At 72.0% G+C, this 18,270-nt stretch carries 15 protein-coding genes and 1 pseudogene; 10 read left to right on the forward strand and 6 right to left on the reverse strand.

Translation table 11 applies throughout. The annotated features are described in order from the left end of the window. The first annotated feature begins 4 nt into the window (after nt 1–4). A complete protein-coding gene (gene meaB, locus M6B22_RS19755) occupies nt 5–973 on the forward strand; it encodes a methylmalonyl Co-A mutase-associated GTPase MeaB (protein WP_269443283.1) in 969 nt (322 codons plus the stop codon). 4 nt (nt 974–977) lie between these two features. Here meaB and M6B22_RS19760 read toward each other — a convergent pair whose 3' ends face one another. Further along, nucleotides 978–1,748 (reverse strand): DUF2127 domain-containing protein, encoded by a 771-nt coding sequence (locus M6B22_RS19760; protein WP_269443284.1) that lies wholly within the window; start codon nt 1,746–1,748, stop codon nt 978–980. A gap of 689 nt (nt 1,749–2,437) precedes the next feature. Between M6B22_RS19760 and M6B22_RS19765 the strand changes: the two genes are divergently transcribed. From M6B22_RS19765 to M6B22_RS19775, 3 genes are all read left to right on the forward strand, one after another. Further along, on the forward strand, nt 2,438–2,791 hold the full coding sequence (locus M6B22_RS19765) for a YciI family protein (protein ID WP_269443285.1): 354 nt from the start codon (nt 2,438–2,440) through the stop codon (nt 2,789–2,791). Then, on the forward strand, nt 2,792–4,069 hold the full coding sequence (locus tag M6B22_RS19770; protein ID WP_269443286.1) for an RNA polymerase sigma factor: 1,278 nt from the start codon (nt 2,792–2,794) through the stop codon (nt 4,067–4,069). It abuts the gene before it with no gap. A 103-nt stretch (nt 4,070–4,172) separates the two neighbouring features. Further along, the gene (locus M6B22_RS19775) at nt 4,173–4,808 is read left to right on the forward strand and encodes a LysM peptidoglycan-binding domain-containing protein (RefSeq protein WP_269443287.1); all 636 of its coding nucleotides are present in this window, start codon (nt 4,173–4,175) and stop codon (nt 4,806–4,808) included. A 13-nt stretch (nt 4,809–4,821) separates the two neighbouring features. On the opposite strand, the gene M6B22_RS19780 is transcribed toward M6B22_RS19775, so the two are convergent. Further along, entirely contained in the window at nt 4,822–5,994 is a 1,173-nt protein-coding gene (locus M6B22_RS19780; RefSeq protein WP_269443288.1) for an acyl-CoA dehydrogenase family protein, read from the reverse strand. Nucleotides 5,995–6,042: 48 nt separating this feature from the next. Here M6B22_RS19780 and M6B22_RS19785 point away from each other — a divergent pair, with 48 nt between their 5' ends. From M6B22_RS19785 to M6B22_RS19800, 4 genes are all read left to right on the forward strand, one after another. Next, on the forward strand, nt 6,043–6,594 hold the full coding sequence (locus tag M6B22_RS19785) for a MarR family winged helix-turn-helix transcriptional regulator (RefSeq protein ID WP_269443289.1): 552 nt from the start codon (nt 6,043–6,045) through the stop codon (nt 6,592–6,594). Nucleotides 6,595–6,642: 48 nt separating this feature from the next. After that, nucleotides 6,643–7,203, forward strand: a complete 561-nt coding sequence (locus M6B22_RS19790; protein ID WP_269443290.1) for a DUF421 domain-containing protein — start codon at nt 6,643–6,645, stop codon at nt 7,201–7,203. Between the two features lie 98 nt (nt 7,204–7,301). After that, nucleotides 7,302–8,969 (forward strand): acyl-CoA mutase large subunit family protein, encoded by a 1,668-nt coding sequence (locus M6B22_RS19795; RefSeq protein WP_269443291.1) that lies wholly within the window; start codon nt 7,302–7,304, stop codon nt 8,967–8,969. 1 nt (nt 8,970) lies between these two features. Further along, nucleotides 8,971–9,972, forward strand: a complete 1,002-nt coding sequence (locus tag M6B22_RS19800) for a DUF2891 family protein (RefSeq protein ID WP_269443292.1) — start codon at nt 8,971–8,973, stop codon at nt 9,970–9,972. On the opposite strand, the pseudogene hrpA reads toward M6B22_RS19800, so the two are convergent. After that, nucleotides 9,962–13,841 (reverse strand): annotated as a pseudogene (gene hrpA, locus M6B22_RS19805) (ATP-dependent RNA helicase HrpA); the annotation flags it as partial. The gene M6B22_RS19800 and the pseudogene hrpA sit on opposite strands and share 11 nt — an antisense overlap. Then, nucleotides 13,756–14,508, reverse strand: coding sequence for a crotonase/enoyl-CoA hydratase family protein (locus M6B22_RS19815; RefSeq protein ID WP_269443294.1), 753 nt, complete (start codon nt 14,506–14,508; stop codon nt 13,756–13,758). The pseudogene hrpA and the gene M6B22_RS19815, both read right to left, overlap by 86 nt. Nucleotides 14,509–14,562: 54 nt before the next feature. On the opposite strand from M6B22_RS19815, the gene M6B22_RS19820 reads away from it, so the two are divergent. Continuing rightward, nucleotides 14,563–15,522, forward strand: a complete 960-nt coding sequence (locus M6B22_RS19820) for a tetratricopeptide repeat protein (protein ID WP_269443295.1) — start codon at nt 14,563–14,565, stop codon at nt 15,520–15,522. A gap of 68 nt (nt 15,523–15,590) precedes the next feature. Here the strand turns inward: M6B22_RS19820 and M6B22_RS19825 are convergent, their stop codons facing one another. After that, nucleotides 15,591–16,565: a pirin family protein gene (locus M6B22_RS19825; RefSeq protein ID WP_269443296.1), complete on the reverse strand. Its 975-nt coding sequence runs from the start codon at nt 16,563–16,565 to the stop codon at nt 15,591–15,593. Between the two features lie 197 nt (nt 16,566–16,762). Between M6B22_RS19825 and M6B22_RS19830 the strand changes: the two genes are divergently transcribed. After that, on the forward strand, nt 16,763–16,948 hold the full coding sequence (locus M6B22_RS19830; protein ID WP_269443297.1) for a hypothetical protein: 186 nt from the start codon (nt 16,763–16,765) through the stop codon (nt 16,946–16,948). 6 nt (nt 16,949–16,954) lie between these two features. On the opposite strand, the gene M6B22_RS19835 is transcribed toward M6B22_RS19830, so the two are convergent. Next, nucleotides 16,955–18,244 (reverse strand): competence/damage-inducible protein A, encoded by a 1,290-nt coding sequence (locus M6B22_RS19835; protein WP_269443298.1) that lies wholly within the window; start codon nt 18,242–18,244, stop codon nt 16,955–16,957. Between the last annotated feature and the right edge of the window lie 26 nt (nt 18,245–18,270).

Below are 18,270 nucleotides of genomic sequence, written 5' to 3' on the forward strand. Positions count from 1 at the left end.
CGCGATGGCTGGCTCTCGGCGCACGGTCGACGTCGCCGAGTTGGTCGAGCGCGCGCGCGCCGGGGAGGCCCGTGCGGTCGCCCGGCTGATCTCGCTCGTCGAGAACGACTCGCCGCGGCTGCGTGAGGTCGCGGCCGCACTCGCGCCGCACGGCGGGCATGCGCAGGTCGTCGGGTTGACCGGCTCGCCCGGCGTCGGCAAGTCGACGTCGACGTCCGTGCTCGTGACGGCGCTGCGTGCCGAGGGCAAGCGCGTGGGCGTGCTCGCGGTCGATCCGTCCTCGCCGTTCTCCGGCGGTGCCCTGCTCGGTGACCGGGTCCGGATGCAGGACCATGCCACCGACGACGGCGTGTTCATCCGGTCGATGGCCTCGCGCGGGCAGCTCGGTGGGTTGTCCGCGGCCGTGCCTCAGGCGCTGCGCGTTCTCGACGCTGCGCGCTGCGACGTGGTGCTGGTGGAGACCGTGGGGGTCGGCCAGGCAGAGGTCGAGATCGCCTCGCTGGCGGACACCACGATCGTGCTGCTCGCACCGGGGATGGGCGACGGCATTCAGGCGGCGAAGGCGGGGATCCTGGAGATCGCCGACATCTTCGTGGTGAACAAGGCCGACCGCGACGGCGCCGACCAGGTTGCCCGCGATCTGCGCTACATGCAGTCACTCGGCGGCCGGCACAGCGAGGCCGGCGCCTGGCGGCCCCCGATCGTCAAGACGGTGGCGGCGCGCGGCGAGGGCGTGGACAAGGTGGTCGCGGCGATCGCCAAGCACGCCGACTGGATGCAGCGGCACGGCGTGTTGGCGGAGCGGCGCCGGGCGCGGGCAGCCAGCGAGATCGAGGCGATCGCGCTGGGTGAGGTCCGTCAGCGCTTCGCGTCGGTGCACGGCTCGGCCGCGCTGGACGCCGCGGCCGCGCGGGTCGTCGCGGGCGAGACCGATCCGTACACGGCGGCCGGCGAGCTCGTCGAGGCGCTGTAGCGCCTCAGCCGCGTTCGCCCGCCGGTCCGGCCGCGGAGTGTTCGACCTCGAGCAGTGACACCTCGTGCAGCGATCGCTCGTAGGCCGCGTGCCCGCCGCGGATCCCGAACAGGCGCTTGCTGAACAGCAGGTACAGGACCGCGGCGACGTTCACCACGAGAATGGTGACCTTGAGCCAGCTCAGCTTCTCGGTGAGCTCGTAGACTTCGAGCGGGATGAAGATCGTCGTGCCCACAACCGCGACGTACTCGCCCCAGCGCCGCAGCGACCACAGGCCGACACCCTCGGTGATCTGCAGTGCGCCGTACACCATCAGCCCGGCCGCGATCAGATTCAGCGTCGACGGCTTGGCGTTCAGCGCCTTCTCGATCGCATGGATGGTGCTGGAGTCGGACACGTTGAAGTGGATCTGGTCGAAGAACGGCTGCAGTGATTTCAGGTCGCGCTCGAACAGTTGGTGCAGGCCGACCTGGGTGCTCTTGAGCCGTAGCACCCCGACGCCGAGCAGTACCAGGACTATGCCGCGCACCCACCGTTCGAGGGCGAGCGCGCGGAGGATGAAGGCGGCCCGCAGTGCCTTGCCGCGCAGCAGGACCGGCGCCTGCTCGGCCGGGCCGGCGCCGTGCGGAGCTCCCAGAACGTAGCTACCACAGCGCAGGCACCGCCAGGCTTCGCCCAGCGGAGTGCTCGCCTCCAGCTTGGTGCGGAACTCCGCCTCGTCCGGCCGGTAGGTGAGATGGCCGTGCCGCGAGCATGAGCGGAGGTTCCAATCCACGATCGCGCAGCCTAGACGTTCCCGGGCCGTCCAGCCGTCTAGGTTGACAGCGTGTACATCCCGCCGTTCAACGCTGTCGCCGACGAGAGCCGGCTCCGCTCGGCGAATATTCGGGCGATCGGAACACGCGAAGCGGGAGGGGACCACAACGGGTGCAAACCCAGCAGCCCAGCGCGAAGGCAACCCGGCAGCGCGAACCGGCCACGAGATGAACGACCGCCGTCGGTGCGCGCTTCCACGACGCGGAACGCGACCCGGCAGCGCGACCCCGAGCATGGATCCACCCGTCCCCGTCGGTGCGTCCTTCACCACGCGGAACGCGACCCGGCAGGGTGAGCCGAGGAGCGCCTACTTCCTCGTCGGCGACGTCCGTCTCGACAGCCCAAAGGTGACCCGGCTGCGACAGCGGAGCACGAGACGAACCGCGTCGGTCGGTGCGCGCCGTTCGCCCCAGGCGGCCCGCGAGCCGAGCAGCGACAGCCGAGACACCCGTTGCGCGGGATCGGCGACCGCGCAGCGGCAATCACGACAGTTCCGCCGCAGTCCAGGGTCACCTCGCAGCTGCGAGCCGTGACGCGGCAGCGGAACGTTTCTAGGCTGGTGTCGATCCGGGCGACTCCCGTTCGTCGGAAGGGTGATCGGCCCGGACGGCGGGCCGGCGGTCTGACCCAGCGAAGGGGAGTGCTGAGATGTCGAAGTACCTGATCCTCATCTATGACGAGGAAGCGGCGTGGATGAACGCCAGCGAGGACGTAGCCAACGAACTGATGGCCAAGCACAACGCGTTCGGCGAGAAGAACGGCGAGGCGGTCCTGGGCGGTAACGCGCTGCAGTCGGTGTCGACCGCGACGACGCTGCGTCCGGACGGCGCGGGCGGCCTCACCGTCACGGACGGCCCGTTCGTCGAGACGAAGGAAGCCCTCGGCGGCTACTACCTGGTCGAGGCGGCCGACCTGGACGAGGCCATCGAGATGGCCCGCCAGGTGCCGCTCGCCGGTTCCTCCGGTGGCCTGGAGGTTCGACCGATCATGGTGTTCAGCTAGGTGCCTGCGCACCCGGCGCCGCCCGGCGGCGCGGGCGACGCCGTCGCCGCAGCGGTCGCCGACGCGCATCGTCGCGAGTGGGGCTTCGTCCTCGCCGCGACGATGCGCGTGACGCGGGACTTCGATCTGGCCGAGGAGTGCGTGCAGGACGCCTATGCGCGAGCGTTGTCCACGTGGCCGGACCGGGGCGTGCCGCGGAACCCGGCCGCGTGGTTGAGCACCGTGGCACGCAATCGCGCCATCGACCAGTTGCGCCGCGAGTCGCTGTTGCGACGCGCGCTGCCCGAACTGGTGATGGACGAGTCCGCCCCGGACTACGGCGCATCCTGCGGTGACGGTGCGTCGGACATCCCGGACGACCGGCTCCGGCTGGTCTGCACCTGCTGCCACCCCGCGCTCGCCCAGTCGGCGCAGGTCGCGCTGACTCTGCGCATGCTGTGCGGCCTCAGCACCGCCGAGGTGGCGCGTGCCTTCCTGGTCAGCGAGCCGACGATGGCCGCGCGCATCACCCGTGCGAAGAAGAAGATCTCCGCCGCGCGGATCCCGTACCGGATCCCGTCCCGCGAGGACCTGCCGGCGCGCATCGAGTCGATCCTGGCGGTCGTCTACCTGATCTTCACGTCCGGGCACGCGCCGCCGTCGGGGCCGGGTCTGGTGCGCGCGGACCTACTGGGCCGGGCACTGGACCTGGCCCGGATGCTGCACCTGCTGCTGCCCGGTGACGGTGACGTCACCGGCCTGCTCGCCCTGATCGTGCTCACCGATTCGCGGCGGGCGACCAGGCTCGATGCCGCCGGGGAACTGGTGCGCCTGCAGGACCAGGACCGCGCGCGATGGGACCGCGCGGCGATCAGCGAGGGTCAGGCGCTGACCCGCGCCGCCCTCAGGGCGCGCCCGCACGGCCGGTACGCGCTGCAGGCCGCGATCGCCGCGGTTCACGCCGGCGCCCCGAGCTGGGACGAGACCGACTGGGCCGAGGTGGTCGGGCTGTACGACGTGCTGCTCGCCGGTTGGCCGTCACCGGTCGTGGCGCTGAACCGAGCGGTCGCGGTCGGTTTCGCGGCCGGCCCGGCAGCCGGCCTGGCCGCGCTGGAACCGCTGGCGCTGGAACCGCAGCTCGCCGGTTACGGGTACCTGCCGGCCGCCCGGGCGGAGTTCCTGCAGCTGCTGGGGCAGCGGGAGCCGGCCCGGCTCGCGTACTCCGAGGCGCTGCTGCTCACCGAGAACGAGGTCGAGCGGCGGCACCTCGCCGCGCGGCTGGCCGCGCTCGAGCACTAACCACAAAGCTGTCGTTTTGTCCCTGTCTAGGGCCGTTTGCCCTTGTGGTGTTTGTTGCCTAGCGTGGCCGGTGGTTCAGCTGTCGGCTCGAGAGGACTCACCCATGGCCCGATCCGCCCACGGACGTCGCCGCCACTGGCAACGAGCAGCAGGGGCGACCGCCGCCGCCGGCGCGCTGCTCGCCTCGACGACCGCGCTGCCCGAGCCGGCTCAGGCGGCACCCGCCGCGCCGTGGGACCGGGTCGCGGCGTGCGAGAGCAGCGGCCGCTGGCACGTGAACACGCACAACCACTACTACGGCGGGCTGCAGTTCTGGCAGCCCACCTGGGTTGACCACGGCGGGACGAAGTACGCACCGCGCGCTGACCTGGCCACCCGGCGGCAGCAGATCGAGGTCGCCCGCCGGGTGCTCGCGGCGCAGGGCCCGAAGGCATGGCCGGTGTGCGGCAAGAAGGCCGGGCTGACCCGAGCGAACGGTCGGGCGAGCCGAGCCCCGCTGCCGGCGATCGGCCCGTACGTGCACACCGTCCCGACCGCGAAATCGACCCGGCCGACCCCGCCGAGAGCGAACCCGCAACCGCGCGTGCAGCGCTACCAGGTGCGGCCGGGTGATTCGCTCAGCGGCCTCGCCGAACGGTTCGGCGTCTCGGGCGGCTGGCAGGCGCTGTGGCACTACAACCGCACCAACGTGCCCAACCCGAACGTGATCCTGGTCGGCCAGTTGTTGCAGATCCCCTGACACGGACGGCGCGTCAGCGGAAGGCGTCCAGGCCGGTCAGTTGCGCGCCGAGTACCAGGGTATGCACCTCATGGGTGCCCTCGTAGGTGTAGACCGTCTCCAGGTTCACCGCGTGCCGCAGCACCGGGTACTCGGTGGTGATGCCGCTGCCGCCGAGGATCGAGCGAGCTTCCCGGCAGATCTCCAGCGCACCCCGCACGTTGGCGAACTTGCCGAAACTGATCTGGTGCGCCTTGATCCGTCCGGCGTCCTTGAGCTCGCCCAGGCGCCGCGCGGTGAGCTGCATCTGCTGCAGTTGCACCGCCATCTCGGCGAGCTTGCGCTGGGTGAGCTGGAACCCGCCGATCGGCTTGCCGAACTGGGTGCGGCTGCGCGCGTAGTCCAGGGTGGCCGCGAGCGCGTCCCGCGCCGAGCCGGTGACCCCCCAGATGATGCCGAAGCGGGCCTCGGTCAGGCAGCCGAGCGGGGCGCGCAGCCCCTCGGCGCCGGGCAGCCGCGCGGACTCGGGCAGCCGCACCTCGTCCAGGATCAACTCGCTGGTGACCGACGCCCGCAGCGAGATCTTGTGGTGCACGTCCTGCGCGGAGAAACCGGGCATGCCCTTCTCCACCAGGAAGCCGCGGATGCCCTCGTCGGTGCGCGCCCAGACGACGGCGACGTCCGAGATCGAACCGTTCGTGATCCACATCTTGTTTCCGCTGAGCACCCAGTCCGCGCCGTCGCGGCGGGCGCGGGTACGCATCGAGCCCGGGTCCGAGCCCGAATCGGGTTCGGTCAGGCCGAAGCAGCCGATCAGGTTGCCCTTGGCCATCTCCGGCAGCCAGCGCTGCTTCTGCTCCTCGCTGCCGTACGCGTAGATCGCGTACATCGCAAGGGACCCCTGCACGCTCACCAGCGAGCGCAGGCCGGAGTCGACCGCCTCGATCTCGGCGCCGACCAGCCCGTACTGCGACGGCTTGGCGCCCTGGCAGCCGTACCCGTGCAGGTGCATCCCCAGCACGCCCAGCGCGCCGAACTCCTGCGCGAGCTCGCGGGCCGGCAACGTCCCGTCCTCGAACCACTGCCGGATGTGCGGCCGCAGCCGGTCGTCGGCGAACTTGCGGACCGTGTCCCGCAACAGGCGGTCCTCGTCGTCGAGGTCGTCGTCGAGGTCGAGCAGGTCCAATCGAGCCAGGGCGTCACTCATGAGCGGCACGTTACCCGCGTGAGCGGCGCGGCCGGATACCCTGCCAGCGTGACGCGTCAGCCGTTCCTGAACTTCGACCCGATCGAGCGGGCGGGCCGGTTGTGGGAGCAGCACTGGCCGGACGAGGATCCCGCCGTGTATGCCTCGATGCGGGCGGTCACCTCGATCATGCGGGCGCACCAGATCCTGATCGCCGAACTCGACGCGATCCTGCGCCCGTACGGGATCACGTTCAGCAGGTACGAGGCGCTGGTGCTGCTGTCCTACTCGCGGGACGGGTCACTGCCGCTGTCCAAGATCGGTGAGCGGCTGCAGGTGCACGCCACGTCCGTCACCAACGTCGTAGACCGGCTGGAAGCGGCCGGCCTGGTGCGCCGCGAGCCCAACCCGCGCGACGGCCGCGGCACGCTGGCCACCATCACCGACGCCGGGCGCGAGGTCGTCGCGAAGGCCACCGCCGAGTTCAACGCGGCCCGCTTCGCGATGTCCGCGATCGGCCTCGCCGACCTGAAGTCGCTGTTCGCCATACTGCGCGAGCTGCGCCTGGACGCCGAGGACTTCAACCCGGACGGCCACGGCAACGACCCGCGGCGCCGCTAGCCTCCTGTCATCCGGATCGGGTCCGGCGGCAGGAAGAGAGGCGCTGCGATGTGGCACGAGATGTTCGCCCAACAGGTCCCGTTCGCCGAGAAGGTGATCCGCACCGTCCTGGTGTACGCGCTGATCGCCGTGCTGCTGCGCGCGACCGGCAAGCGCGGGCTGTCCGGCCTGAACAGCCTGGACTTCGTGGTGATGTTCCTGCTCTCGAACGTGGTGCAGAACGCGGTGATCGGCGCGGACAACAGCATCACCGGCGGCGCTATCGGCGCGGTGACCCTGGTCGTGGTCAACACGGCAGTCACCCGGGCCGCCCTGCGCAACGAGGTGTTCGCACGGATCTTCGAGGGCAATGACACCCCGGTCATCCGGTCCGGGCGGGTCGACCAGGGCGCCGTGCGCCGGCTCGGGCTGCGGCGGCACGAGCTGGACCGGGCGGTACGCCTGCAGAACGGTGAGGACGTGCGCGACATCGAGTCCGGCGACTTCGACCCGGACGGCCACCTGATCCTCACCCTCAAGAAGGACGCGCGGGACGCGAACCACAGCGACGTCGTGCGGATCGAGGCGAGGCTCGAGCGCATCGAGCGGCTGCTGCTCGAGCGAGGTTGAGTTGGGCTTCAGCCGGGGCCGGTTGGCCTTTAGTAGGACGTCCAAGTAAATTGGACCCAGGACGGACCGACCCAGCATCGAGAACCGAGGGGCACCGCATGGACGCCGAGCAGATCGCCGAGGGCCGCGCGCGCTGGCAGCAGCGCTACGACGCAGCACACAAGAGCGATCGGGACTTCACCACCTTGTCCGGCACGGAGGTGGAGCCGCTCTACGGGCCGACCGAGGCCGACTCGCGCTTCGAGCGGATCGGCTGGCCGGGGGAGTACCCGTTCACTCGCGGCATCCACCCGACCGGCTACCGCGGCAAGCCCTGGACGATCCGCCAGTTCGCCGGTTTCGGCAACGCGCAGCAGACCAACGAGCGCTACAAGATGATCCTGGGCGAGGGCGGCGGCGGGCTGTCGGTCGCCTTCGACATGCCCACGCTGATGGGCCGTGACTCCGACGACCCCCGTGCGCTCGGCGAGGTGGGTCACTGCGGCGTCGCGATCGACTCGGCCGCCGACATGCAGGTGCTCTTCGACGGCATCGACCTGGCCGGGACCACGACGTCGATGACGATCAGCGGCCCGGCCGTCCCGGTGTTCTGCATGTACGTCGTGGCGGCAGAGCGCCAGGGTGCGGACACCGCCGCGCTCAACGGCACGCTGCAGACGGACATCTTCAAGGAGTACATCGCGCAGAAGGAGTGGATCTACCCGCCCGAGCCGCACCTGAAGCTGATCGGCGACCTGATGGAGTACGTCGACGCGAACATCCCGGCCTACAAGCCGCTGTCGGTGTCCGGCTACCACATCCGCGAAGCGGGTTCGACGGCCGTGCAGGAGCTCGCGTTCACGCTGGCCGACGGGTTCGGCTACGTGGAGCTCGGAAAGTCGCGCGGGCTGGACGTCGACCGGTTCGCCCCGGGCCTGTCGTTCTTCTTCGACGCGCACATCGACTTCTTCGAGGAGATCGCCAAGCTGCGGGCGGCACGCCGCATCTGGGCGCGCTGGATGCGCGACGTGTACGGGGCCAAGACCGACCGCGCCCAGTGGCTGCGGTTCCACACCCAGACCGCCGGCGTCTCGCTCACCGCGCAGCAGCCGGACAACAACATCGTCCGGACCGCGGTCGAGGCGATGGCGGCGGTGCTGGGCGGGACGAACTCGCTGCACACCAACGCGCTGGACGAGGTGCTTGCCCTGCCGTCGGAGAAGGCCGCGCAGATCGCGCTGCGCACCCAGCAGGTGATCGCCGAGGAGACCGGCGTGCTCAACGTCGCCGATCCGCTGGGTGGCTCGTGGTACGTCGAGGCGCTCACCGACCGCATGGAGGCCGAGGCGGAGAAGATCTTCGCGCGGATCACCGAGCTCGGTGGTGACGGCACCATCGGCTCCGGCCTGCTGCGCGGCATCGAGGAGGGCTGGTTCATCGGCGAGATCGCGGATTCGGCCTTTGCCTACCAGGTCGCGCTGGAGAAGGGCGACAAGCGCGTCGTCGGCGTGAACACGCTGACCGGCGACGTGGGCGACGACCTGGAGATCCTGCGCGTGTCGCACGAGGTCGAGCTGCAGCAGCGCGACCTGGTCGCTTCGCGGCGGGCCGCTCGTGACCAGCACGCGGTCGACGAGGCGATCGGGCGCATGGTCGCGGCCGCCGAGAACGACCAGAACACCGTCCCGGCCATGCTCGATGCGGTGCGCGCGGAGGCGACGCTCGGCGAGATCTGCAACGCGTTCAAGCCGCTGTGGGGCGAGTACCGCGAGCCGGCGCGCTTCTAGGATGTCGGCCGCCGGCTGGGCCGAGGTCGCGCTACGGGTGCTCGACACGCGGTACCCGCACAAGTCCGGCCACCTCGCGCACGGGCCGCACGATGTGGACGTGACGCCCACCCGGCTGTTCCCGGCGTTCCACGGCTGCCTGGACTGGCACTCGTCGGTGCACATGCAGTGGTCGCTGCTGACCCTGCTGCCGGCGCTGGACGGTGACCTGCGCGGGCGCGTGATCCAACTGCTCGACGCGCGGCTCACCGCGGCGAACCTCGCCGCCGAAACCGCGTACCTGCGCCGTGACCCAGGCTTCGAGCGGCCGTACGGCTGGGCCTGGGCGGCACGGCTGGCCGCCACGGCTCACGAGTCGCGCACGCCTGACGCGGCGCGGTGGGCGGCCGCACTCGACCCGCTCGCCGACGCGATCGCCTCGGCGACCGTGACCTGGCTGCCCCGCCTCGCCTACCCGGTTCGCCACGGCACGCACGCGAACACCGCGTTCGGCCTGCTGCTCTTGCACGACGCGTTCGGTCGCCTGGGCCGGGCTGACGTGGTCGCTGAGATCGCCACGCACGCGCGGCGGTTCTTCGCCGCGGACACCGACTATCCGCTGCGCTGGGAGCCGTCCGGCAGCGACTTCCTCTCACCCGCCCTGTGCGAAGCCGCGCTGATGCAGCGGGTGCTGCCGGACTTCGCCGACTGGCTGCCGCGGTTCCTGCCCGGCCTCGCCGATCCGGACTGCCCGCTGTTCGCGGTCCCGCAGGTGCTGGACCGCGCCGACGGGCAGGCTGTGCACCTGGTCGGGCTGGCCCTGTCGCGTGCCTGGCAACTGCGCCTGCTCGCGACCGCGACCGCGACCGCGACCGCGACCGCGACCGCGGCCGGCGGCGAGAAGGCGCGGCGCTGGCGGCATGCCGCAGACCGGCTCGTCGAGTCGGCGCTGCCGGAGATCGCCGACGGCGACTTCATGGCCACGCACTGGCTCGTCTCGTTCGCGCTACTCGCTACGGGTTGATGGCGTCGAGCGCGCGGAAGATCCGCTTCTCGCTCACCGCACGGGCCGTGCCAAGCTGCTGGGCCCACAGGCTGACCCGCAGCTCCTCGATGAACCAGCCGACGTCGCGCACGTCCGCGGCCGCAGCCCGGGCCGGGGGCAGCGCGCGGACCAGGTCGTCGTACGCCTGCTGCACGACCTGGACACGCTGCATCCGGCCACGGTCGACGTCCACGGCCCTCGGCAACGCGTCGAGCCGTAGCCCGATCGCGCGCACGTAGCGGGCGAGGTCGCGCAATCGCCCGGCGCCGGTGCGGGTGACGAAGCCGGCAGGCAGCAACCGGCGGAACTGGGCGCGAACGTCCTCGATGCTCTCCAGCTGCGCCAGCGGCGGCGTGGCCGGCAACGCGGCGCGTACCTCGTGCGCCGCGGCCAGCACCTGCTCGACGAGGCCGGCGACGTCGACCGTCCGCGGCCCCAGCTGCGGCGCGAGCCGTTCGCGCAGCGCGTCGAAGTCCGTTCGCGTCCACGGCAATCCGTCGGCGCGCAGGTCGTCGACGGCCGTATCGGCGCAGTCCGCCAGCAACGCGGCCAGCGAACTGTCCGGGTTGGTGCCCAGGATCAGCCGCGCGCGACCCGACAGCGAGCGCTCCACCGTCTTGACCGGCGACGGAAGCGCCAGGCGCAGCAGGCGTCGGACGCCCGGTCCCATCGAGGCGAGCTGCTCCGCCTCGGTGGCGAACACCCGGACGGCCACGCTGTCGCCGGAGTCGACCAGTGCGGGGTAGCCGCGCACCAGGTGCTCGCCGCTCGTGCGCTCGACCAGCCGCGGCAGCTCGGCCAGGTCGTCCGGCCAGCTGCGCAGCCCGTCGCGCTCCAGCTCGCCGGCAACCGCCTTCGCGACGGCCGCGCGCACCGGTGCGGCGAGCTCGGCCTGCAGCGTGGCGAGGTCGTCGCCACGCGCGATCACGGTGCCCCGCTCGTCCTCGACCGCGAACGTCAGGCGCAGGTGTGCGGGCACCTTGGCCGCGTCGAACGCCTCGAGCGGAACGAGCACGCCGGTGCGCGCGTGCAGTTCGCGTTGCAGCCCGGTCAGCAACGGCTCCTGACCCGGGGTGAGTGCGGCGAGGACGGCGCGGGCGGTGTCCGGAACAGGCACGAAGCTGCGGCGCAGGTCCTTCGGCAGCGAGCGGATCAGCGCCGTGACCAGCTCCTCGCGCAGCGCGGGCACCTGCCAGCTGAACTGCTCGCCGCCGAGCCGGGACAGCACGTCCACCGGCACGTGCACGGTGACGCCGTCGTCGGCCGCGCCCGGTTCGAACCGGTAGCTCACCGGTAGCTCGAGCTCGCCGGCGCGCCACGTGTCCGGGTGCGCGTCGCTGTCCTCGGGCTCGCCGGCCAGCAGGTCGTGCCGCCGCATCGTGAGCAGCTCCGGCCGCTCGCGCCGCGCCGTCTTCCACCAGGCGTCGAAGTGTCGCGCCGAGACGACGTCGGCAGGGACCCTGCTGTCGTAGAACGCGAACAGCGTCTCGTCGTCGACCAGGATGTCGCGGCGGCGGGTGCGTTCCTCCAGCGCGGCAAGCTCGTCGATCAGTGCCTGGTTCTCGGCGAGGAACCGGTGCCGGCTGTTCCAGTCGCGCTCGACGAGGCCGTGCCGGATGAACAGCTCGCGCGCCTCGGCGGGCTGCACCGTGGCGTAGCCGACCCGGCGGCGCGCGATGATCGGCAGGCCGTAGAGCGTGACCCGCTCGTAGGCCATCGCGGCGCCGCGGCGGCCGTCCCAGTGCGGCTCGCTGACCGTGCGCACGACCAGGTGCCCGGCCACCTGCTCCACCGCCGCCGGGTCGATGCGGGCGGCGATGCGGCCGAACAGCCTGGTGGTCTCGACGAGTTCGGCGACGACAACCCAGCGAGGAGGCCGAGCGCTCAGCACCGATCCCGGCGCGAGCACGAAGCGCGAGTTGCGGGCGCCGGTGTAGGTCCGGGACCACCGCCCGGTCTCCTCCTGCATCCCGACGTGGCTGAGCAGTCCGGCCAGCAGCGCCGCGTGCACCCGGGCCGGCTCGGCGGCCTGATCAGACTCGACGATGTCCAGCGAACGGGCGATGGTGCGCAGCTGGCCGACGAGGTCCTGCCACTCGCGGATGCGCAGGTAGTGCAGGAACTGCTCGCGGCACAGCCTTCGGAACTGGTTGCCGGACAGCTCGCGACGCTGCTCGCGCAGGTACAGCCACAGGTTCAGGTACGCGGTGAAGTCCGAGTGCTCGTCGGCGAAGCGGGCGTGCTTGTGCCGCGCGGCGTCCTCGCGGTCGGACGGCCGCTCGCGCGGGTCGGGGATGGACAGTGCGGCGGCGATGACGAGCACCTCACGCACGCAGCCCTCCTGCTGGGCCTGCAGGATCATCCGGCCGATCCGCGGGTCGACGGGCAACCGGGCGAGCCGGCGGCCGAGCGGGGTGATCCGCGCCTCGGCGTCGAACGCGCCGAGTTCGTGCAGCAGCGCGATGCCGTCGCGCACGCTGCGCCGGTCCGGCGGGTCGAGGAACGGGAAGTCGGCGACGTCGCCGATGCGCAGTGCGGCCATCTGCAGCAGCACCTGCGGCCAGGTTGGTGCGCAGGATCTCCGGCTCGGTGAACCGCGGCCGAGCCGCGAAGTCGCGCTCGGAGTACAGCCGGATGCAGATGCCGTCGGACGTGCGCCCGCAGCGCCCGGCCCGCTGGTTCGCCGAGGCCTGCGAGATCGGCTCGATAGGCAGCCGCTGCACCTTGGTCCGCCTGCTGTAGCGGGAGATCCGCGCGGTACCGGGGTCGATCACGTACTTGATGCCCGGCACCGTCAGCGACGTCTCGGCGACGTTGGTGGCCAGCACGATGCGTCGCTTCGAGTGTTCGGAGAAGACCCGCTGCTGCTCGGCGATCGGCAACCGTGCGTACAGCGGCAGCACCTCGGTGTTCAGCAGGTCGAGCGCACGCAGCGCCTCGGCGGTGTCGCGGATCTCGCGCTCGCCGGACAGGAACACCAGCACGTCACCGCGGCCGGCCCGGTCCAGTTCGGCGACGGCGTCCACGATCGCCTCGGTCTGGTCGCGCGGCTCGCGCCGGACGATGTCGTGATCGGGATCCTCCGCGTCGTCGTCGCTGTCGCGGTGGCTGTCGCTGTCGGCCGCCGCCGCATCCGGCTCCAGTGGCCGATAGCGGATCTCGACGGGGTAGGTGCGGCCGGACACCTCGAGTACCGGGGCACCGCCGAAGTGCCGGGCGAACCGATCCGGATCGATCGTCGCCGACGTGATGATCAGCTTGAGATCGGGACGTCTCGGCAGCAACGTGGTCAGGTAACCGAGCAGGAAGTCGATGTTCAGGCTGCGCTCGTGGGCCTCGTCCAGGATCAGCGTGTCGTATCGGCGCAGCATCCGGTCGCGCTGGATCTCGGCGAGCAGGATGCCGTCGGTCATCAGCCGGATCCTGGTGTCCGGGCCGACCTGGTCGGTGAACCGCACGCTGTAGCCGACCAGCCCGCCGAGGGGGGCACGCAGTTCGTCGGCGATGCGCTGGGCGACGGTGCGGGCGGCCAGCCGGCGCGGCTGCGTGTGCCCGATCAGGCCGGCGCTGCCGCGGCCGAGTTCCAGGCAGATCTTCGGCAGCTGGGTGGTCTTGCCCGACCCGGTCTCGCCGGCGACCACGACCACCTGGTGCGTGCTGATCGCCTCGGCCAGCTCGGCCCGCATCGCACTGACCGGCAGATCCGGGTAGCTGATCGCGGGGACGGACACTCCGCCCACCCTAATGCGACAGGCCCGCGGATCAGCCGGGCGAGCCGTGTCGGCCGGCCCCGCTCGCGAAGCGCGCAGCTCCCTGCATCGCGCCCGGGAGAACCTGCTGGCCGTGCGCGAACTCGCCCGCCAGCGCTTCGGCCTCGTCCCGTCCGAGCGCGTCGTACACCGAGCGGCGGTCCGAGCGCAGGCAGTCCTGCGGCAGCGCGGCGAGCGTCGCCGCCAGTGCCTCCGCCTCGGCCCGCGCAGCGCCCGGCGGGACGACGCGGGTCGCGAGCCCCATCGCGTACGCCTCGTCGGCCGCGACCGCGCGCCCGGTGAGGATGAGGTCCAGGGCCCGGCCCAGCCCGACGATCCGCGGCAGCCGCACCGTGCCGCCGTCGATGAGCGGCACGCCCCAGCGCCGGCAGAACACGCCGAGCACCGCGTCGGACTCCACCACTCGCAGGTCGCACCACAGCGCGAGCTCCAGCCCGCCCGCGACGGCGTGGCCGCTGATCGCGGCGATCACCGGCTTGCCCAGCGCCAACCGGGACGGGCCCATGGGCGCGGGCGCGGCAAGGTCGGCGTCGATCGGGTTGGACATCGAACACAGGTCCGCGCCCGCGCAGAACGTCCCGCCGGCACCCCACAGCACGGCGACGTGGGCCCGCGGGTCGGCGTCGAAATCGGTGAACGCGGCGGCCAGGGCGTGCGCCGTCGGGCCGTCGACCGCGTTGCGCACCTCCGGCCGATCCAGGATCACGGTGGTCACCGGCCCGTTGCGCTCCGTGCGAACCGTCATCCCTTGACCCCACCGGCTGCGGCGGTGCGTGTCAACGTCTGGGAAACTGGACGGATGCAACCTGGCCGTTCCCGACGACCTGCCCAGCCGGGCGCCGCACTGGGCGCCGCGATGGCCGGCGCCGTCGACCTCGCCGCGATCAAGGCACGCTCCGACGCCGCGGCACGCGCCGCCGAGGCACCGCCACCCGGTGCAGCTGACCTCGTCGTCGACGTCAGCGAGGCGACGTTCCAGGCCGACGTCGTCGAGCGTTCGTTCCAGGTGCCCGTGTTGATGTGTTTCTGGACGGCACGCGCGCCGTCCAGCGAACAACTGCTCGCCAGCCTCGAACGGCTCGCGCGCGCCGATGGCGGCAGCTGGGTCTTCGCCCGCGTCGACGTCGACACCAACATGCGCATCGCCCAGGCGCTGCAGGTGCAGGGCGTCCCGGCGGTGTACGCGGTCGTCGGCGGCCAGCCGCTGCCCGGCTTCGAGGGCGCACTGCCCGATGACCGGCTGCGCGAGTTCGTCGACGCGGTGGTGAACGCGGGCAAGGAGGCCGGGCTCACCGGTGTGCCGGCGGCGGGCGCCGACGACGCGCCGGCGGACGAGCCGCAACCGCCGGAGGACCCCCGCTTCGACGCAGCCGAGGCGGCCCTGGCCGAAGGCGACTATGCCCTCGCCCAGCAGCGGTTCCAGGCGATCCTGGACGTCGAGCCGGCCAATGCCGAGGCCGCGCTCGCGCTGCGCCAGGTCGCCCTGATGGCCCGGCTGGCCGACACCGCCCCGGACGTGACCGCTCGTGCCGACGCCGCTCCGGACGACGTGGCCGCCGCGCTCGGCGCGGCTGACCTCGCGTTCGCCGGCGGCGACGCCGATGCGGCGCTGAACCGGCTGTTGGGCACGCTCACCCGCACGGCTGGTGACGAGCGCGAGCAGGTGCGGCAGCGGCTGCTGGACTACTTCGAGCTGCTCGGCCCGGACGACGCGCGGGTGCCAGCGGCGCGACGGCAGCTGGCCCGCGCCCTGTTCTGACGCATCAGCAAGCGTTGGCCCCGTAGCAGGGAGTTTGCCGGCGTGTCGCCCTGCTACGGGGCCAACGGTCAGTTGACGCCGGTGTGCGGCATCAGGGCGTTCTCGGGGATCACGCCGAGCCGGCCGGCCTGGTAGTCCTCGATCGCCTGGACGAGCTCCTCCTTGGTGTTCATCACGAACGGGCCGTAGTGCGCGACCGGCTCGCGGATCGGCTGGCCGCCCAGGATGAACAGTTCGAGCGCGGGCCGGTTGGAGTCCTGCGCATCGGCTGCCCGCACGGTGATGCGATCTCCCGTCCCGAACACGGCGAGCTGGCCACCATGCACCGGCCGTCCCTCGGCTCCGACCAGGCCGTTGCCGGACAGCACGTAGACCAGCGCGTTGTAGTCGGGGTTCCACGGCAGCGACAGCTGCGCGCCGGGCTGGACGGTGGAGTGCGCGACGGTGATCGGGGTGTGCGTCGAGCCGGGACCGGCGTAGCCGCCGATCGAGCCGGCGATGATCCGCACCAGCGCGCCGCCGTCGGCCGAGGAGACCAGCGCCGCGTCGCCGCCCTCGATCGCCTGGTAGCGCGGCGCGGCGAACTTGTCCTTGGCCGGCAGGTTCACCCAGAGCTGCAGTCCGTGGAACAGCCCGCCCGAGACGACCAGTTCCTCCGGTGGCGTCTCGATGTGCAAGATCCCGGCGCCGGCGGTCATCCACTGGGTGGCGCCGTTGTTGATGACGCCGCCGCCGCCGTGACTGTCCTGGTGCTGGAAGGTGCCGTCGATCATGTAGGTGACGGTCTCGAAGCCGCGGTGCGGATGCCAGGACGTCCCCTTGGGCTCCATCGGGGCGTATTCGACCTCGCCCATCTGGTCCATGTGCACGAACGGGTCGAGGTCAGCCATCGAGACGCCCGCGAACGCGCGCACGACCGGGAAGCCGTCGCCTTCGAACCCGCGCGGTCCGGTGCTGACCTGCTTCACCGGGCGTTCGGTGTCGCCCAGCGAGGCTGCGGCGATGCGCGGCAGGGCGAGGGTGTCTGCGGTGACGGCTGGCATGGTGTCCTCCGGGTTGTTGTCGTGTCAACTATAGCATCCAACCGCCGCCCAGGACGAGGCATTCCCCGCAGGCGCGCCCTAAGGCTGCCGGGCGCGCCTAAGGCGACCGGCCCGCCGCCCGGGTCGGGTGATCTCCCGATGCGGCAGGCCCTGGCTTACCCGAAACCTGGAGCCATCACCGGATGAAGGAGCGCCCCATGAACCCGATCATCTCCGCGGCCCTGGCCGACGAGCGGATGTCCGACCTGCGCCACGCGGCCGAGGTCGTCCGCCGGGCGCAGGTAACGCAGTCCTCCCGTGCCCGTGGGCGTACGGCCGGTGCACCCCGCCTCGCAGTGCCGTTCATGGCGATCCGCGGCTGGCTCGCCCGCGGCTATCTCTGAGCGGCGCTAACCCTGAGCCGCGGTTTCCTCGAGCAGCCGCCGGATCAGGTGCAGGGCCACCGCGACCGCGCGGGCGCGTACGTCCGCGCGGGAACCCGGCAGCTGTACCTGCCGTGCCAGCGTCCGGCTCCCGTCGGTAACGCACAGGTGCACCAGGCCGACCGGTTTCTCCTCGCTGCCGCCGCCCGGCCCGGCGACGCCGGTGATGCCGACCCCGAGGTCGGCTCCGAGCCGGCCGCGCGCCCCGTCGGCCAGCGCGGCCGCGACCTCGGCGCTCACCGCGCCGACCCGCTCGATGAGTTCTGTCGGCACGCCGGCGAGGGCGTGCTTGGCCTCGTTGGAGTACACGACCAGCCCGCCCAGGACGTAGGCCGACGATCCGGCCCGTTCGGTGAGCCGGGCGGCGAGCAACCCGGCGGTGCACGACTCCGCGGTGGCGATCGTGCTGCCGCGCTCGATCAGCGACCCGGCCACGATCTCGTCCACCGTCCGCCCGTCCGTGGCGAAGATCGTGTCGGCGAACGCGTCCGTGAGCACCGACTCCAACCCCCCATAGGAGTCCTCGGCTTCGGCCCCGAACCGGGTGACGATCTCCAGCTCGCCCTCGCGCAGGCAGGTCGTGATCTCCAGCCCTTCCAGCCGCTGCTCGTGCGCGCGCAACACTGCCGCCAGCTCCGATTCCGGGGTACCCCAGAGCCGGATGGTCCGCTGCCGGATCTCGGCCGGCTCGCCCAGAGCCGCACGGACCGTCGGGTTGGCCAGCGCGCCGGGCCACATGCCCTGCAGCTCCGCCGGTGGCCCGGGCAGCACGAGTACCGGCGGCCCGCTGCGCCCCTCGGCCACCGGTACCACCAGCCCGGGAGCGGTGCCGATCGGCGCGAGCACGGCGGCACCCACGGGGACGAGCGCCTGCTTGCGGTTCGCGGCGGCGGTGGCCTGCGGGTCGAGCCGCCAGTTCCGGCTGCTGCTAAGCCGCTCGACGATCGCCGCGATGTGCGCCTCGATCTCGCTGTCCACCTCGCTGGGCCGGCCCTGGAACTCGCCGACCACCTGGGCGGTGAGGTCGTCGGCGGTCGGCCCCAGGCCGCCGGTGGTGATGACCAGCTCCACTTCTGTTCCGGCGAGGAACTCGAGCGCCGCGTGCAGGTCGTCCGGCCGGTCGCCCACCACCACGACGTGGGCCACGTCCACGCCCTGCTCGCGCAACCGCTCGGCCAGCCACGGCCCGTTACGGTCGGCCACCCGTCCGGTGAGCACCTCGGTACCTGTGACGACGATGCCTGCGCGTGTACCCACCGCGCCGATCCTAGGGAACCTGCCGG

It is taken from the genome of Jatrophihabitans cynanchi (genome assembly GCF_027247405.1).
GTDB lineage: Bacteria > Actinomycetota > Actinomycetes > Mycobacteriales > Jatrophihabitantaceae > Jatrophihabitans_B > Jatrophihabitans_B cynanchi.

Coding starts and splice junctions, on each gene's coding strand:
- M6B22_RS19815 (WP_269443294.1), bottom strand. CDS start 14,508: ATGACGGTTCGCACGGAGCGCAACGGGCCGGTGACCACCGTGATCCTG.
- meaB (WP_269443283.1), top strand. CDS start 5: ATGGCTGGCTCTCGGCGCACGGTCGACGTCGCCGAGTTGGTCGAGCGC.
- M6B22_RS19830 (WP_269443297.1), top strand. CDS start 16,763: ATGAACCCGATCATCTCCGCGGCCCTGGCCGACGAGCGGATGTCCGAC.
- M6B22_RS19825 (WP_269443296.1), bottom strand. CDS start 16,565: ATGCCAGCCGTCACCGCAGACACCCTCGCCCTGCCGCGCATCGCCGCA.
- M6B22_RS19820 (WP_269443295.1), top strand. CDS start 14,563: ATGCAACCTGGCCGTTCCCGACGACCTGCCCAGCCGGGCGCCGCACTG.
- M6B22_RS19765 (WP_269443285.1), top strand. CDS start 2,438: ATGTCGAAGTACCTGATCCTCATCTATGACGAGGAAGCGGCGTGGATG.
- M6B22_RS19775 (WP_269443287.1), top strand. CDS start 4,173: ATGGCCCGATCCGCCCACGGACGTCGCCGCCACTGGCAACGAGCAGCA.
- M6B22_RS19790 (WP_269443290.1), top strand. CDS start 6,643: ATGTGGCACGAGATGTTCGCCCAACAGGTCCCGTTCGCCGAGAAGGTG.
- M6B22_RS19800 (WP_269443292.1), top strand. CDS start 8,971: ATGTCGGCCGCCGGCTGGGCCGAGGTCGCGCTACGGGTGCTCGACACG.
- M6B22_RS19780 (WP_269443288.1), bottom strand. CDS start 5,994: ATGAGTGACGCCCTGGCTCGATTGGACCTGCTCGACCTCGACGACGAC.
- M6B22_RS19795 (WP_269443291.1), top strand. CDS start 7,302: ATGGACGCCGAGCAGATCGCCGAGGGCCGCGCGCGCTGGCAGCAGCGC.